The sequence below is a fragment of the Pigmentiphaga aceris genome (genome assembly GCF_008119665.1).
GTDB lineage: Bacteria > Pseudomonadota > Gammaproteobacteria > Burkholderiales > Burkholderiaceae_B > Pigmentiphaga > Pigmentiphaga aceris.
Genome location: NZ_CP043046.1, coordinates 3175010 through 3189838, shown reverse-complemented (window position 1 = coordinate 3189838; position 14829 = coordinate 3175010). Strand labels below are relative to the sequence as shown.

The window sequence follows — 14829 nt, the reverse complement described above, 5'->3', positions numbered from 1 at the left end:
TCCACACACAGGCAAGCACTGTCCAGTGCTGCCTGCGTGTGGCATTCATTTCAAGCGTGCTGCCTAGCCCCTGGTGAGTCCAATTCGCATGCGTAGTTATTTCTTCCTGCTGGCGGCGCTTGCCTTGCCGGCAGTGGCCGCTGGCGACGGTCCACGCCGTGATCTCAGCCCGGCAGACCTGGAACGGGTTCGTGCCATCACCGCGCCCACGCGCGACTTTTCGCTGCCCGAACGGTTCGAGCTGATGCAGGGCGGAGCGGGCACGATCGACAAACTGATCAACGCCGATATCTTTTCCCAGCCCGCTGCCAATCTGAGCATGCAGGCCCGGCAGGATTTTTTGGTGGGCAACGGTCTGTTCCGCAAGGATTGGGTGGCGTCGCCTGCATCCACACATGCGTCTGACGGGCTTGGGCCGCTGTATAACGCGCGGTCCTGTCAGGGCTGCCATGTGAAGGACGGTCGCGGCACAATTCCGGCATTCGAAGGGCCGGAGCGGTCTGAGAACATGGCTTTGTTGATGCGTCTGTCGATCCCGCAGCCAACGCCTGCTGCGGGCGGCCCCAAGATTGACGTGCCGGAACTGTTCACCTTCGCCGAACCAACCTACGGTCTTCAGTTGCAGCCTTTTGCGGCCACGGGTGTCCCAGGCGAAGGTCGTATCGACATCCGCTACGACGAAGTCCCGGTTGTGCTCAATGGTGGCGAGACGGTCACCTTGATGAAGCCCACTTACCAGATCCGTGATCTGGGCTACGGCCCCATGCACCCGCAGGTAATGATGTCGCCGCGACTGGCACCGCCTGTGATCGGCCTGGGCCTGCTGGAAGCGATTCATGAAGACGACATCTATGCTAATGCTCGCAGTGACTATGGCGACGGCATAAGTGGGCGTCCGAACCGGGCGCGTGATCTGGTGACCAACAAAGTGGTCCTGGGTCGCTTTGGTTGGAAAGCTGGCCAGCCCTCGGTGAATCAGCAGAATTCAATGGCGTTCTTCGAGGACATGGGCTTGTCCACGCCCATGCTGCCCACGCATTACGGTGACTGCACCGAAGCGCAGAAAGCCTGTCTGGCCATGCCCCACGGCGCGCAGGCGCGCTTGGGCAAGGAAGAAGTGCCCGCGAAATTTGCCGAACTTGTGAATGTCTACGCGCAGAACCTGGGCGTACCCCAGCGTCGCGAGGTCGATAACGAACGAGTGTTGGCGGGCAAGCAACTGTTTTACGCCAGCAACTGTGTGGCTTGCCACACGCCCAAGTACGTAACGCGACGCGACGCCGCCCGGCTGGAGCATCGCTTCCAGCTGATCTGGCCGTATACCGACATGCTGCTGCACGACATGGGCGAAGGCCTGGCCGACGGCCGTCCGGAAGGCGACGCAAGCGGCAGCGAGTGGCGTACGCCACCGCTATGGGGCATTGGTTTGACCAAGACCGTCAATCCGCAAGCTACCTGGCTGCATGATGGTCGGGCGCGCACGCTGCTTGAAGCCGTGTTGTGGCATGGTGGCGAAGCGCAGCCGGCCCGTGACCGGGTGGTCAAGATGACCGCGCAAGAACGTGCCGACCTGATCAGATTCCTGGAGTCCCTGTAATGCATGCGCTGCGCGGTTTTCGTGAAAGCTGGCTGAAAAAGATGCCCTTGGCGGGCGGTCCTGCGACACCTGCTGTGGTTGCTTTGGCGCGTCGGAAGACAAGCTCGGAAACGTATCTGCGCCGCCTGGTCACCACGCTTGTGCTGACTGCCGCCGCATTCGGCATATCGGCAAACGCCACAGCCGGCACCTTGCCCGCCGATCTGGGGCAGCGCCTGGCGGACGGCTATATACGGCCGGCAACCGCCCAGCTGCTTGAACGCAGCAACAGCTTGCAGACGAGTCTGGTGCCCTGGTGCGAGGCGGGTGCACCAGCTGCGGGTCGGGCAAAGATCGATGAAAACTTCCGGCTGCTACTGGACGCCTGGGCACGCGTGGAACTGTTGCGCTTCGGACCGATGATTGGCGACAACCGTTTCGAACGCATCTTCTTCTGGCCCGACGCACGCGGCGCGGTCCCCAGGCAACTGGGCCTGGCCTTGAAAGCTGCCGATCCTGCGGCCTTGGCTCCGGGCGCGTTGCGCGCTCGCAGCGTGGCAGTGCAGGGCTTGCCCGCAGTCGAATTCCTGTTGTTCGGTGATGGCGCAGACACCTTGTCCGATGGCAGTCCTGCATCGCGCTACCGCTGTCTGCTGGCAGCCGCCACGACTGCCAATGTGCGTGACATCAGTGCTGAATTGGTCGATGCCTGGTCGGCCACGGGCGACACCGGGCGCGCATTTACCGAGCCGAAGGCCGAGAATTCCATCTACCGCAATACGCAGGAGGTTGCCGCCGAAGCCTTCAAAGCCTTGGCTACCGGCATCAAGTTCCTGCGCGAAGCGAAGCTTGCGCCGATGATGGGTGCCACCGCCTCCGAGGCGCGCGCGCAGCGCGGCACCTTCTGGCGCAGTGGCTCGACCGCTCGTTATCTGGCGGCGAACGTGCGTGGCATGGGTGATTTCTACGCCGCAGCGCAACTGGCTGACAGCTACAGCTCGGAAGAGCGATCTGCTGATTCCGGTTTCCTGACGGAGATCGCCAGCGCGCAAAGCAGTTTGCAGGCTATCGCCGACATGCCGCTCGACACTGCGCTGGCAGAGCCGAATCGCCGCCATCTCACCTTGGCGAAACTGATTGCTGACAACCTGGGCAGCATGGTCGGCGGCGTTATCGCTCCCGCTTTTGGTGTCACGCTTGGGTTCAATGCGCTTGATGGTGATTGATTCAGATATGGTTGACTCGTTTGCAACGGTCTTGATGTCAACCGCCATGCTGGCGACTGCCTGATGGCGATTGATCGCAGAAGGTTTTTGGCGGCAGGTGCTGCGTTGTTGGCGGTGCCTGCGGTGCCTGCGGTGCATGCTGCATCGAAGCTGCAAACGGGCGAGGCGGCGTTCGCGTCTGGTGCCATCGCTGATACCAGCCCCACGTACCTGGCCGCACGCAAGCACGGCGACAGCTTTCAAGCAGTCGTGCTTGATGCCCGTGGTCATGTTGCACGCACAATCGACCTGGAAGCACGCGGTCACAGCTTTGCCATCGACGCCCCCCGCCAACGGGCGGTGGTATTCGGCAGACAGGCAGGATTCTTCGCGACTGCGTTTGATCTACAAGGACGTCAGCCCGCGACCGAACTACCTTTGCCCGCAGACCGGCATTATTTCGGTCACGGGGTATACCGCAACGACGGCCACCTGCTGTTTGCGACTGAAAATGACTTCGAGGCCGGGCGTGGCGTGCTTGGGGTATATGACGCCAGCCCAGGCGGTGCCTACCGCCGAGTCGGAGAATTCGACACTGCCGGCGTCGGCCCGCACGAAGTGTTGCTGATGCCTGATGGACGCACGCTGTGCGTGGCCAACGGTGGCATCCTTACCCACCCAGACTACGGCAAGCTTGAACTGAACCTGGACACCATGTCGCCTTCGCTGGTCTATCTTGACTTGGCAAGCGGCAAGGTAGTCGACCGAGTCGCGCTGCCGGCCACTCAGCATCGGTTGTCGATCCGCCATCTGGCAATCGCCGCCGATGGCGCAGTATGGTTCGGCATGCAATATTCCGGGCCGGCACAGGACCAGCCGCCGTTGGTGGGCCGCCATCGTCGGGGTCAATCAGCGGCGGAGCTGTTCGCGGGCCCGCCAGACTTGCTGCGCCGGCTGCGCAACTATGTCGGGTCGGTCAGCGTGGACATGGCGGGCAAGATTGTCGCAACATCCAGCCCGGTGGGCGGCCTGGTGGTCTACTGGGATGCAGACAGCGGTGCATGCCTGGGCAGTACCGATATTGCAGATGGCTGCGGCGTGGCAGCAGCCGGCGAAGGGCGTTTTGTACTAAGCAGCGGGGAGGGCGTGTTGCAGCAAAGCGGCCCGAATCTTCCTACCACCGAATTCGACCGCGACCCAAGTACAGCTTGGGACAATCACTTTCGCCGCGTCGATTCGAAAAAAGCATATATTGCTGGATGACGCAGCAAGGAGTTTTTATGAGCGATTTGGACGAACTGAAGAACATGGGGTTGAAGGTGACGTTCCCCCGCATGAAGGTGCTCGACGTATTCCGCAAAGGGGATACCCGCCACCTGAGCGCCGACGACGTCTATCGCCTGTTGGTTGCCGACAATGTCGACATCGGGCTGGCCACCGTTTACCGCGTGTTGACCCAGTTCGAACAGGCTGGCCTGCTCAAGCGCAGCCAGTTTGTGGGCGGCAAGGCCGTGTTCGAACTGACCGATAACGAGCGCCATCACGGTCACATGGTGTGCACGCAGTCCGGCAAGGTTACGGAATTCCACGATCCGAAGATCGAGGAACGTCTGCACGAGATCGCGGCAGAGCTGGGTTTCAACCTGGCCGAGTTTTCGATCACCTTGTACGGCACGGGCCCCGGTGTCGTTGAGACCAAGAAAGGCAACGCCAAGTAATACTGCGCAAGCAAGACGGCGTAGCACAGCATTAGTCAGACAGCGCCAGGCAAGACCGTCAGGCGCTCAATGCAAAAGACCCAGGCAATGCCTGGGTCTTTTTGCGTCAGCCGCGCCTGATCAGCTTGCTCGATCAGACCATAGACGCCGGCACCGCGCGATTGCGGCCCAGGCGCTTCGCCTCGTACAGACCGCGATCGGCTGAATGCACCAGCGATATCACGCCGTCTGCCTGGTCGGGCATGACCGACGCAATGCCGATGCTTGCCGTCAGGTGCGGAGCAGTGGGCGAACTTGCATGCGGAATTTTCAGGCCTTCAATGGCACGACGCAGCTTTTCTGCGATCAGACGCGCGCCGCCCGCCGGCATGCCTGGCAATACCAGTGAAAATTCTTCGCCACCGTATCGGGCACCCAAGTCGGTAGATCGGTCGCAGCTGGCAAGAATGGTGGCGGCAACCCGCTTCAGCGCTTCGTCTCCGGCAACGTGGCCGTAGGTGTCGTTGAAAGGCTTGAAGTGGTCGACATCCAGCATCAGCACGCTGATCTCGCGCCGCTCGCGCAACGAGCGCTTCCACTCTGCGTCCAGGTACTCATCGAAGTAACGGCGATTGGCCAGCCCGGTCAAGCCGTCCAGGTTGGTCAGCCGGCGCAATTCCATGTTCGTTTCAAGCAGCTTCTGCTGGCTTTTGCGCAGCGCCTGGTAGGCCTCGTCGCGCTGTTGCAGCGTCAGATACGAACGCGAGTGATAGCGAATGCGGGCCACCAGTTCGATGGTGTCAGGTAGCTTCACCAGGTAGTCATTGGCACCTGCCGTAAATGCTGCGCCCTTGACCGAGGCTTCTTCCTTGGTAGACAACACGATGATGGGCACGTCTTTGACGGCCGGGTGGGCACGGTAGGCCCGCACCAGGCTCAGGCCATCGACACCGGGCAACACCAGGTCTTGCAAAATGACGGTCGGGCGCGTCTGGATCGCTTCGGCCAGCGCACGCTGGGGATCTGGGCAGTAATGGAAGTCGATGCCGGGTTCGTTGGCCAGCGCGCGACGGATCGCTTCGCCAACCATGACTTGATCGTCAACCAACAAGACCATCGCCGGAAAACTGTCTGGCGGCGTGGCCGTTGTGTCATCGGGCACCGCGTTCATGTCCACTTCCTTGGGCTTGTCGTGAGGCATCGGGGGCAAAATGAGTTATCAGAAGCGGGGCGATCAACCCCAGCGGCATGATTCGGTCGGCTGCGTCGATGGCAGCGGCGGCCTTTGGCATGCCATAGACGGCACTGGTGGCCTGGTCTTGTGCAATCGTCAAAAAACCGTGCTGACGCATGGACTTCAGGCCTTCCGCGCCGTCACGACCCATGCCTGTCAGCAATACGCCTACAGCTGGTCCGCGCCAATGCCGCGATACGCTGTCGAAAAACACATCGATCGACGGGCGATACAGCGCGGCACGCGGTTCGGCGCAATAGTCCAGTGTCTGGTCTTCCAGCAGCCGCAAGTGGTCGGCGGTACCGGCCAGTAGCACTGTACCCGGAAGGGGTTGTTCGCCAACGCGCGCAAGTCTAACCGGCAAACTGATCTGTGTCGCCAGCCACTCGGCCATTCCTGCAGCAAACGCGGCATCGACGTGCTGCACCAGCACGATTGCAGCGGGAAAATCGACAGGCAAGCGGGCCAGCAATTGCGCCAAGGCTGCCGGGCCACCGGCCGATGCACCGATTGCCAGAAGCTGACCGGGCAGGCCTCGGGTAGCGGGGGCTGCAGCGGCCGGTTTGCGGGTGATGGCAGCGCGGCCGATCAACCAGCCGACGTTGCGGATCTTGCGCAGCAGGGCTTGGGCTTCGCCTGCGGGGTCTTTGCCGCCCAGCACCGGCGTGCCGGTGACATCGAGCGCGCCGTGGCCCATGGCTTCAAAAATTCGATTGGTCTGGCGCTGTATGTCGCCAGTGACGATCACGATGGCGCATGGCGAGCTGGCCATGATGCGCTTGGTGGTCTCGACGCCATCGATGCCGGGCATGATGAGGTCCATCAGCATGACGTCCGGGCGGTCGGTGGCGCAGCGTGTGATTGCTTCTTCGCCTGATCGGGCAACCCAGCAGACCTGCAGGCTTGGATCATGCGCCAAGGCACGCTGCAACGCTTCGATCGCCAGGGGCATATCGTTGACGATGGCAACTTTCACGATCTTGCCTCTCCGATCAGGTCAGCCACCGCGTCGAGCAGGGCATCGTCGTGGAAACTTCCCTTTGCCAGGTAGTAGTCGGCACCGGCATCCAGGCCGCGACGTCGGTCTTCCTCGCGATCTTTGTAGGAGACTACCATTACCGGCATGGCGCGCAAGCGGGGTTCAGCCCGTATGCGCGACACGAGTTCGATGCCGTCCATGCGTGGCATGTCGACGTCGGTCACCACCAGATCGAAGCGGCCCGCGTGCAGCATGTTCCAGCCTTCCATGCCATCGACCGCCACGCTGACTTCATAACCACGGTTATGCAGCAGTTTGCGTTCAAGTTCACGCACCGTCAGCGAATCATCGACTACCAGTACGTGCTTGCGCGCATGCGCAACGGGTGCAACCTGGCGCGCATCGACCCGGGCCAGGCGGCCGCCGCTGACCAGTTTGTCGATGGACCGCAGCAAGTCTTCCACGTCCAGTACCAGCACGGGCGTGCCGTCGTCCAGCACCGCGCCGGCCATGATGTCCTGGACTTTGCCCAGGCGCGGGTCCAGCGGCTGAATCGCAATCGTGCGTTCGCCCAGCAGCTTGTCCACGGTGACACCGAATGCGGTGTCGTCCACACCGATCACCACCACCGGCACATCGCCAGGGTGGCCATCGGCATTGCCTTCCTGAAGCACTTGGCGCGCCGACACCAGACCGATCTGCCGGTTGCCCATCGCAAAGTGCTGATGGCCTTCCAGCGAGACGATGTCTTCCGCCGGCACACGAACCGTGCAGTCCACCAGGGCCAGCGGGAAGGCGTAGATTTCGCCGCCCACATCGACCAGCAGGCTGCGCACCACCGACAGGGACAGCGGCAACTCCATGACCACGCGCGTGCCGCGCCCTTGCTGCTGTTCGATGCGTGCCGTGCCACGCAATTGACGCATCAAGGTCTGCACCACGTCCAGCCCCACGCCGCGCCCCGAGAATTCGGTGACGGCGTTGCGGGTGCTGAAACCAGGCAGGAACAGGAAGGCAAGCAGTTCGGCTTCGCTCAGCCGTTCGGCCGTTTCGGCATTGGCATAACCCCGTTGCTGAATGCGGGACCTGAGTCGCGCCAGATCGATACCTTCGCCGTCGTCGCTGACCTCGATCAGCAGTTTGCCGGCGCGATGCATGGCATGCAGGCGCAGCACGCCTTCGGCCGACTTGCCCATGGCGAGTCGCTCGGCAGGGGTTTCAACGCCGTGATCCAGCGCATTGCGCAGCAGATGCGTAAGCGGCGCGTCCAGTGCTTCCAGAATGTCGCGATCAACCTGGGTGGTCTCGCCGGAAATTTCCAGGCGAGCCTGCTTGCCCAAGGTGCGGGCCAAGTCGCGCACCATGCGAGTACCACCGGGCAAGGCGTCGGCAAACGGCCGCATGCGGCAAGCCAGCGCGGTGTCGTAAAGTCGCTGGGACAGATGTTCGACGCGGCTGCCGAAGCGATCGAGTTCACCCATGCGCTCGCCCAGCCCTTGCTGGCAGCTTTCCAGCAGGCGTCGGGCTTCTTCCAATGCGGCGTCCAGGCGAGGATCATCCAGGCCGCGTTCGGCCAGCAGGTCCTGCACACGGGCGACGGCTCGCGTGGCGCCTTGCTGGTTGCGGCGCAGACGCAGCACCGAGGCGTTGAAAGGCTTGAGCCAGTGCGCTTCCACCAGCGTTTCGCCTGCGAAGCCAACCAAGCGATTCAGCGTGCGGGCGTTGACGCGCAGCGCGCGGTCCTGATCGTCGTCGGTGTCTTCCAGTCCAGGGCGTGCGGGGAGCTTCAGCACGGGTTCGGGGGCTTCTTCGACGACCGGCGGGGGCGGCGGTGCCAGTGGCGTTGCTGGAATCACTGGAATCGCTGGGGTGGCGGGTATCGCCGGAATGCCATAACCGTCCGATGCCAGCGCGTTCGGAATCACGGGCAACAACGGCACCAGCGGCGTGCTCAAATCGGTAAACGGCGTCACCGTATCGATCGCAGGCAGATCGCCCAGGAAAGACATGCTGGTATCGACTGCCGGCAGCGCAAACGTGTCTGCCGACGGCGTTGCCACCACCGCGCCCAAGGCCACCACATAGGCGTCCACTTGCTCGATGCTGATCGTCATGTGGCGCACTGGGTCGCCTACCTGCAGCAGCAGGTCGACACCTTGCAGCAGCACATCGATATGCCGCGATTCCAGCAGCAGCCGGCCGGCCTGCGCATCGACCAGCACGTCTTCCATCACGTGGGCAATGCGTACACCCGGGTCGAGGTCGACAATGCGCGCCGCACCCTTGAGCGAGTGGGCGGCGCGCATGCAGGCTTCCAGATGCACAGCAGATGTCGGGTCGCGTTCCAGTGCCAGCAAACCGCCGTTGAGGACTTCAGCCTGGGCCACGGCTTCCATCTGGAAGAGTTCCAGCAGCGAGGCGTCGCGCAATTGATCCGAATTCATGCGAGTACTCCCGCCAGCGCCTGTTGCAGCCGTGTCGGGTCGATCAGGCCCGCGCGATGTTTGCCGCAATCGACCACGCCGGTGGCAACCGACTGCGTGCCAGCCGACAGGGTGGCGGGTGCGGCGGTGACGGCTTGTCGGCGAATCGCGTGAATGCCCTCGACGGCATCGACGGGAATGGCGATCTGACGTGCCCCGTCTTTCACGATCAGCATGCGTCCGCGGTTTTCCAGTCCGCTGCGGTCACTGGTGTCTGCTGGCAAAGACAGCAGGCGGGCAAGGGATATGCAAGGCGTCAGTGCGCCTCGCACATTGACCAAACCCAGCAAGGCCCCCCGGCGACGATGGGGCACAGGGTGGACGCCACGCGGTTCGCTGACTTCATCCAGCATGCGGGTGGGCACGGCCAGCCATTCGCCTTCCAGCCGGAAGACCAGTACGTTGAAGCGTTCGCTGGAGGATTCCTGGCCGAATTCGACCTCATCCGCCTCGTCGTCTACACGTGCGGGCAGGCGTTCCAGCAGTGCCTGAGCCTTGTCGTGATAGACCGAGCAATTTACACACCGCAAGTATTCCTGAAGCTTGGGGCAGCTTTGGTCGCCACGCGTGCCGATGGTTCGCCAGCATGGGTCGATGTCATCGTGCAAGGGCGCAAGGGCCTGGATCAAGGTATCGCTCATTAGGTCGCCTCGCGACGGCTCATGCGACGGCGCAGGCGTGCTGCACCTTCGGCATCGCCAGCGGCTTCAAGCAAGGCTGCAAGTTGCAGCAGCGCCTGCGGATGATGGGGTTCAAGGTAAAGCGTCTTGCGGTAAGCCTCTTGCGCGGCTTCAGGGCGACGCGCGGCGTCGTGAAACAGCCCCTGGCGATAAAAGACGGTCGCCGAGGGGCCGAAGCGCTGAAGGTGCGCGTTGCAGGCGGTCAGGGCGTCTTCAAAACGGCCCTTGTCGGCCAGCGCGTTCATGTCGGCGAACGACAGGGCTTCGGCGGCGCTGTCTGACTGCTCGGTGATGGGAGCTGTAACTGGCGCGGTGATGGCAGCCGTCATCGGCCCCGGTGCCAGTGAAGGCGCTTCCGCGCGAAGCGGCGCAATGGCGGACTGTACGGCACTGGCTGCTGGCGTTCGTGCATGCGAGACGGCCGCAGGCAAGGGGGGCAGACTGCGCGATCCGGCGAGCGATGCAGGTCTTGTGGCATCGGGTTGCCATGCCGACAGCGGTCGGGGATTGGTGCTGGCAGCGTTTGTAAAACCCGTGCTTGTAAGACCAGAACTCGTCAGCCCCGTATTTGCATTCGGACGAAGATGCGGGAAGGTGTTCGTTGCCGTGTTCGAGGCCCGGTTCAAAGCGGTGTTTGAAGCCGAACTGGATGCCGAATGAGATGCCAAGTTCGACGCCGTATTTGGCGTTGCATGAAACGCAAACGCCATCGGCACACCAATCGACCGATGCTGCATCCGCGTCAGCACACTGGCTTCAGCCGGACCGACAAACAGCAGCCCGTCTGAACGGGCCAGGCCGGTCAGAATGTGAATGCTTCGCGTCTGCGTGGCAACGTCGAAATAAATCAGCAGATTGCGGCAGAACACCAGGTCGTAGGTCGACTTCGGGAACGGCAGCAGGGGGCTCAGCAAGTTGCCCAGGTGCAGGCGCACCTGCGCGCATACGGCCGGCGACAGCACGTAGCCGTGTTCTTCCAACGAAAAATAGCGATCCCGAAAGCTCAGGTCACCACCGCGAAACGAGTTCTTGCCGTAGGTGGCTTGCCGTGCCGCGTCGATATTGCTTTCGCTGATATCAACGGCGTCGATCACAAAGCGCGCGGGTGCAACACCGGCGCTCAGCAAGGCCATGGCGATGGAATAGGGTTCCTCGCCTGTGGAACAGGGCAGGCTCAATATCCGCAGCGGTGCAGCGGGCTGCTCGGCCAAGCGCCGCAAGGCAACGTTGGTCATCGCAGTCAGCGATTCCGGGTAACGGAAAAACCAGGTCTCCGGGACTACGACCGCATCGACCAGCGCCTGGAACTCGGTGGCGTTGCCATCGAGTTCACGCAGATAGTCTTCCAGGTTGCCACGCGTGCGCAGCGTGGCGCGACTACGCACCGCGCGCTCGATCATGGCCGGCCCGATCGATGCCGGGTCCAGCCCGATGCGCTGTTGCAGCATGGTGATGACGGAGCTGGGCAAACTCACGCTTGCGGCTCCATCTCGTCAGGGAACAAGCGTTGGTGAACCGCATCGGGCAGCAGGTCGGTGACGCGTATCCACTGCAACATGCCCTCGGGCGTGCGCGCAACGGGGCCAAGATAACGCGCATCGACGTGGTCCAGCCCATCGGACGTGAAAGATTCGGCAGCGAAATACTGTGTTTCCACCACGCGTTCCAACAGCAAACCAAGCAAATGTGCGGTGTTTCGTTGCCGATGACGATAGTGCACGACGACCAGTCGAGTCGTGGCGCGCGATGCGCTGGCTACGCCAGTCGCCAGCCGCGACAGGTCGATCACCGGCACCGCCGTGCCCCGATGCGAGAACACACCAGCCACCCAATCTGGGGTTGCCGGTACTTGCTTCATCGGGCGCAGCGGCAGAATTTCCGCAATGTCGTGGGCTTCCAGCGCGTAACGCTCCGTGCCCAGCCAGAACAGCAGGAACAGGCGGCGTCCGCGCAGTTTCGCGTCCACGTCAGACCTTGAAGCGAGACACGCCCTGGCGCAGGTCGGCGGCGACCGTGCTCAGGCCTTCAATAGCCAGACTGGACTGGCGCAGCGATTCCACCGTCTGCTGGGTTGCATCGCTCAGCTGAGTCAGCGCCTGGGTGATCTGATCGGCGCCCGTGGCCTGGGCGTGCATGCCTTCGTTGACCATGGCCACGCGCGGTGCCAAGGTTTGTACGTGCTGAATGATCTGCGACAGCTGTTCGCCCACAGCCTGCATTTCGTTCATGCCACGGCGGACTTCTTCCGAGAACTTGTCCATGCCCATCACGCCGGCCGACACAGAAGACTGAATCTCGCGCACGATCTGCTCGATGTCGTAGGTGGCAATCGCGGTCTGATCGGCCAGGCGACGAATCTCGCTGGCCACCACCACAAAGCCGCGCCCATATTCGCCGGCTTTTTCGGCTTCGATGGCAGCATTCAGCGACAGCAGGTTGGTCTGGTCCGCAACCTTGTTGATGGTGGTGACGACATGGGTGATGTGGCCGGCTTTTTCGTTCAGCACCGCCAGCTTGCCGTTGACCGAGCCAGCCGCATCCACCACATTGCGCATGGTGTCTTCCATGCGCGACAGGCCGATCTGCCCGCCGCCGGCAAGCGTGGCCGTCTGTTCGGCGGCGTTCGACACTTCGCTCATGGTGCGAACCAGGTCACGCGAGGTGGCCGAAATTTCACGCGAGGTGGCACCGATCTCGGTGGTGGTCGCGGCGATTTCTGAAGCCGTGGCCTGCTGCTGGCGGGACGTGGCTGCAATCTCGGTCACCGAGGTAGCAACCTGGATTGCAGAACGCTGGGCCTGGCCAACCAGGCCAGTCAGCGATTCCGCCATCGAATTGAAGCCGGTTTCAACCACGTTGAATTCATCGCGGCGGGCCAGGCGCATGCGCTCGGTCAGGTCGCCGCCGCCAATCGCACCGATGGTGTCGACAATGCTGCGCATCGGTTGCAGCAGGGCGCGCATCAACAGCATGCCGCAGGTGGCGGCGGCCAGAATGGCCAGCACGATAGCGATCAGGATGGCGTATTTCGCCCCGGTTACGACCTCGATGATGCGTTCAAGCGCCGCATCATTTTCCTTCCGATTGGCAGCGATCAAGCCTTCCATCTGCGTTCGAACTGCCAGGAACGTAGGACGAATCTGCTGTCGCATCGACACCTGATCGCCTTCCTGATTCATGTTCGCCTGCAATACCTGATCGCGCAGCGCGATATAAGACAGACGATCCTTGCGGAAGACATCGAAGGCCACGCGCTGGTCGCTACCGGTAATCACACGGTCGAAATTCTTGATCAACTCGTCCACGTTGCGATCGATGGCGCGAATGGCTTCAAGCTGGGCAATCCGGCCTGTCGCGGGCAGATCAAGAAACTCTTCGGTCAGCAGATAACCTTCATTCCAGCCGCCGCGTATGGACGAACTCAGATACAGGCTGGGCACGACGTTGCCGGTGATGGCCTCGGCCTCGATCTCGACCCGCATCAAGCGGTAGAAGTCGGAGATTGCCATGGCCAGCATGATGGCGAGAACGGCGATGAAACTCGCCTTGATGCGCTGGCGCAGCGTCCAATCTTTCATTCTTATCCCGGGGGCGGCAGGTGGAAGGGCGGGCGGTGCTGGGAGTTTGCGACGGCAGTTGCAGTCGATGTTGCTGATGAACCGAGCTTCGTTGCAGGATGTTGCAGCACGCGCTTAGCGCGATTATTCCATGCTTGCCACAGGGATACGTAGTGTCAGGTCAAGGCAGGCGAAGATTTACGCATCTGTCGAAACTGGCCCGGCAGACGTGTCCGGCCAGGAAAGCCGGTGTCCCCGCTCGGTTTCGGCATGACGGTGGTCATCTTCGGCGTGCAGATAACGACTGGTGGTCGCAATCGACTCGTGCCCCAGGTTGTCGCGTACATGCCGCAAATCCATGTCACCACTTGCCATCGCCGAGCCTGCCGTGTGCCGCAGCCAGTGCGCCGATGCGGCACGAATGCGCCCGGCCTGGACAACCGCAGCCGGATTGCGGGCCAGCAGACTGTCTGCGGCATCTGCGAAGACCTGCTTGATGACAGCGTGAAGCGCCGCGCGCGTCATTTGCCGTGGCTCACCGCCCAGGGGCAGCAGCAACGGCAAGGTTTCGCCGAGCTGCGGCAGCGCAGACAGGCCCAGCTGCCGGCGATAGCGGGCCAGTTCCTGCATCAATTCACTGGTGGCCGGCACCAGGCGCAACTTGTCGCCCTTGCCAAGAATCTCCAGCCACCACCGCGTTTCGCCGGTGCGATCGACCCGGCTGAAAAAGCCGCCCATGTCATTGGCCGCCACTTCCGAGACACGCAGGCCGCATATATATAGCAGTGAGAACAACCAGCGCACCCGCACCGCACGCAAGTCGTCAGGCGGCGCGCTGGCGATGCTGTCCTTGACCACCTGCCAGGAAGCATCGTCCAGATACCGCACGATGCGCGGCTCGGCACGCCTGCGTCGCTGGCGCGACAAAGACAGCGGGTTGCCAGCCAGATAACCCGCATTCACCAGCCAGGAAAACAGCGTGTTCAGGATCACGATGGCCTGCCGCTGACTGCTTGCCGACAGCGGCCCTGAAAACGGCCGCCAACCCGCATCCAGCCGACCGAACTTGCGGCCGTTCGGCATGCACCAGCGCGCGGCGGGCTGCGGGTCACGCAGAAAATTCTGGTAGGCCAGCAGGTCTTCATGGTTCAGGCCCGACAAGGGCTTGCCGCATTCCAGCACCGACCACCACAGCAGCCGTTCCGCTTCTTTCCGATAGCTGGAAAAGGTAGTCGGTGAGTCCACAAAGCGCGCCAGCCACGCCTTGATCGCATCCGGGTCATTGGTGGCGGATATCTGGGCGCGCGTGCCGACTGCCCGGTTTGCGCCCTGACTGCCGTCGAGCGCGCGCGGCAGCACTGTCGTCTCGATAGGCGCAAGATGGGGAGTGGCGTCGGCAATTACCAGGGTCATGGATC

Annotated in this window: 12 protein-coding genes; 4 read left to right on the top strand and 8 right to left on the bottom strand. The window is 62.5% G+C overall.

Annotated features, from left to right (window positions below; all coding sequences use genetic code 11):
• Positions 1 to 88: 88 nt before the first annotated feature.
• The 4 genes from FXN63_RS13845 to fur all read left to right on the top strand — a co-directional run bounded on the left by FXN63_RS13845 (position 89) and on the right by fur (position 4499).
• The gene (locus FXN63_RS13845; RefSeq protein ID WP_148815758.1) at positions 89 to 1597 is read left to right on the top strand and encodes a di-heme oxidoreductase family protein; all 1509 of its coding nucleotides are present in this window, start codon (positions 89 to 91) and stop codon (positions 1595 to 1597) included.
• A complete protein-coding gene (locus tag FXN63_RS13840; RefSeq protein ID WP_246164815.1) occupies positions 1597 to 2802 on the top strand; it encodes an imelysin family protein in 1206 nt (401 codons plus the stop codon). Before FXN63_RS13845 ends, FXN63_RS13840 begins: the two co-directional genes overlap by 1 nt.
• A gap of 63 nt (positions 2803 to 2865) precedes the next feature.
• Positions 2866 to 4044 carry a DUF1513 domain-containing protein gene (locus FXN63_RS13835; RefSeq protein WP_148815756.1) on the top strand — a complete coding sequence of 393 codons (1179 nt, stop codon included), beginning with the start codon at positions 2866 to 2868 and terminating at the stop codon, positions 4042 to 4044.
• A gap of 17 nt (positions 4045 to 4061) precedes the next feature.
• The gene (gene fur / locus FXN63_RS13830) at positions 4062 to 4499 is read left to right on the top strand and encodes a ferric iron uptake transcriptional regulator (RefSeq protein ID WP_148815754.1); all 438 of its coding nucleotides are present in this window, start codon (positions 4062 to 4064) and stop codon (positions 4497 to 4499) included.
• Between the two features lie 133 nt (positions 4500 to 4632).
• Here fur and FXN63_RS13825 read toward each other — a convergent pair whose 3' ends face one another.
• From FXN63_RS13825 to FXN63_RS13790, 8 genes are all read right to left on the bottom strand, one after another.
• Entirely contained in the window at positions 4633 to 5649 is a 1017-nt protein-coding gene (locus tag FXN63_RS13825) for a diguanylate cyclase (protein WP_148815752.1), read from the bottom strand.
• The gene (cheB, locus tag FXN63_RS13820) at positions 5630 to 6688 is read right to left on the bottom strand and encodes a chemotaxis response regulator protein-glutamate methylesterase (protein WP_148815750.1); all 1059 of its coding nucleotides are present in this window, start codon (positions 6686 to 6688) and stop codon (positions 5630 to 5632) included. Before cheB ends, FXN63_RS13825 begins: the two co-directional genes overlap by 20 nt.
• Complete coding sequence (locus tag FXN63_RS13815; RefSeq protein ID WP_148815748.1) at positions 6685 to 9135, bottom strand: hybrid sensor histidine kinase/response regulator; 2451 nt, start codon at positions 9133 to 9135, stop codon at positions 6685 to 6687. The genes cheB and FXN63_RS13815 overlap by 4 nt, the downstream gene beginning before the upstream one ends.
• Positions 9132 to 9815, bottom strand: a complete 684-nt coding sequence (locus FXN63_RS13810) for a chemotaxis protein CheW (protein WP_148815746.1) — start codon at positions 9813 to 9815, stop codon at positions 9132 to 9134. Before FXN63_RS13810 ends, FXN63_RS13815 begins: the two co-directional genes overlap by 4 nt.
• Positions 9815 to 11329 carry a CheR family methyltransferase gene (locus FXN63_RS13805; RefSeq protein WP_148815744.1) on the bottom strand — a complete coding sequence of 505 codons (1515 nt, stop codon included), beginning with the start codon at positions 11327 to 11329 and terminating at the stop codon, positions 9815 to 9817. The genes FXN63_RS13810 and FXN63_RS13805 overlap by 1 nt, the downstream gene beginning before the upstream one ends.
• Positions 11326 to 11820 carry a chemotaxis protein CheW gene (locus tag FXN63_RS13800; protein WP_148815742.1) on the bottom strand — a complete coding sequence of 165 codons (495 nt, stop codon included), beginning with the start codon at positions 11818 to 11820 and terminating at the stop codon, positions 11326 to 11328. The genes FXN63_RS13805 and FXN63_RS13800 overlap by 4 nt, the downstream gene beginning before the upstream one ends.
• Position 11821: 1 nt before the next feature.
• Positions 11822 to 13432, bottom strand: coding sequence for a methyl-accepting chemotaxis protein (locus tag FXN63_RS13795; RefSeq protein WP_148815740.1), 1611 nt, complete (start codon positions 13430 to 13432; stop codon positions 11822 to 11824).
• Positions 13433 to 13609: 177 nt separating this feature from the next.
• Positions 13610 to 14824, bottom strand: coding sequence for a tyrosine-type recombinase/integrase (locus FXN63_RS13790; protein ID WP_148815738.1), 1215 nt, complete (start codon positions 14822 to 14824; stop codon positions 13610 to 13612).
• Positions 14825 to 14829: the final 5 nt, after the last annotated feature.

Bases quoted from the DNA above. Each gene is read 5' to 3' on its own strand.
- FXN63_RS13840 (WP_246164815.1), top strand. From the start codon at position 1,597: ATGCATGCGCTGCGCGGTTTTCGTGAAAGCTGGCTGAAAAAGATGCCC.
- FXN63_RS13790 (WP_148815738.1), bottom strand. From the start codon at position 14,824: ATGACCCTGGTAATTGCCGACGCCACTCCCCATCTTGCGCCTATCGAG.
- FXN63_RS13835 (WP_148815756.1), top strand. From the start codon at position 2,866: ATGGCGATTGATCGCAGAAGGTTTTTGGCGGCAGGTGCTGCGTTGTTG.
- FXN63_RS13810 (WP_148815746.1), bottom strand. From the start codon at position 9,815: ATGAGCGATACCTTGATCCAGGCCCTTGCGCCCTTGCACGATGACATC.
- FXN63_RS13825 (WP_148815752.1), bottom strand. From the start codon at position 5,649: ATGAACGCGGTGCCCGATGACACAACGGCCACGCCGCCAGACAGTTTT.
- fur (WP_148815754.1), top strand. From the start codon at position 4,062: ATGAGCGATTTGGACGAACTGAAGAACATGGGGTTGAAGGTGACGTTC.
- FXN63_RS13845 (WP_148815758.1), top strand. From the start codon at position 89: ATGCGTAGTTATTTCTTCCTGCTGGCGGCGCTTGCCTTGCCGGCAGTG.
- FXN63_RS13815 (WP_148815748.1), bottom strand. From the start codon at position 9,135: ATGAATTCGGATCAATTGCGCGACGCCTCGCTGCTGGAACTCTTCCAG.
- FXN63_RS13795 (WP_148815740.1), bottom strand. From the start codon at position 13,432: ATGAAAGATTGGACGCTGCGCCAGCGCATCAAGGCGAGTTTCATCGCC.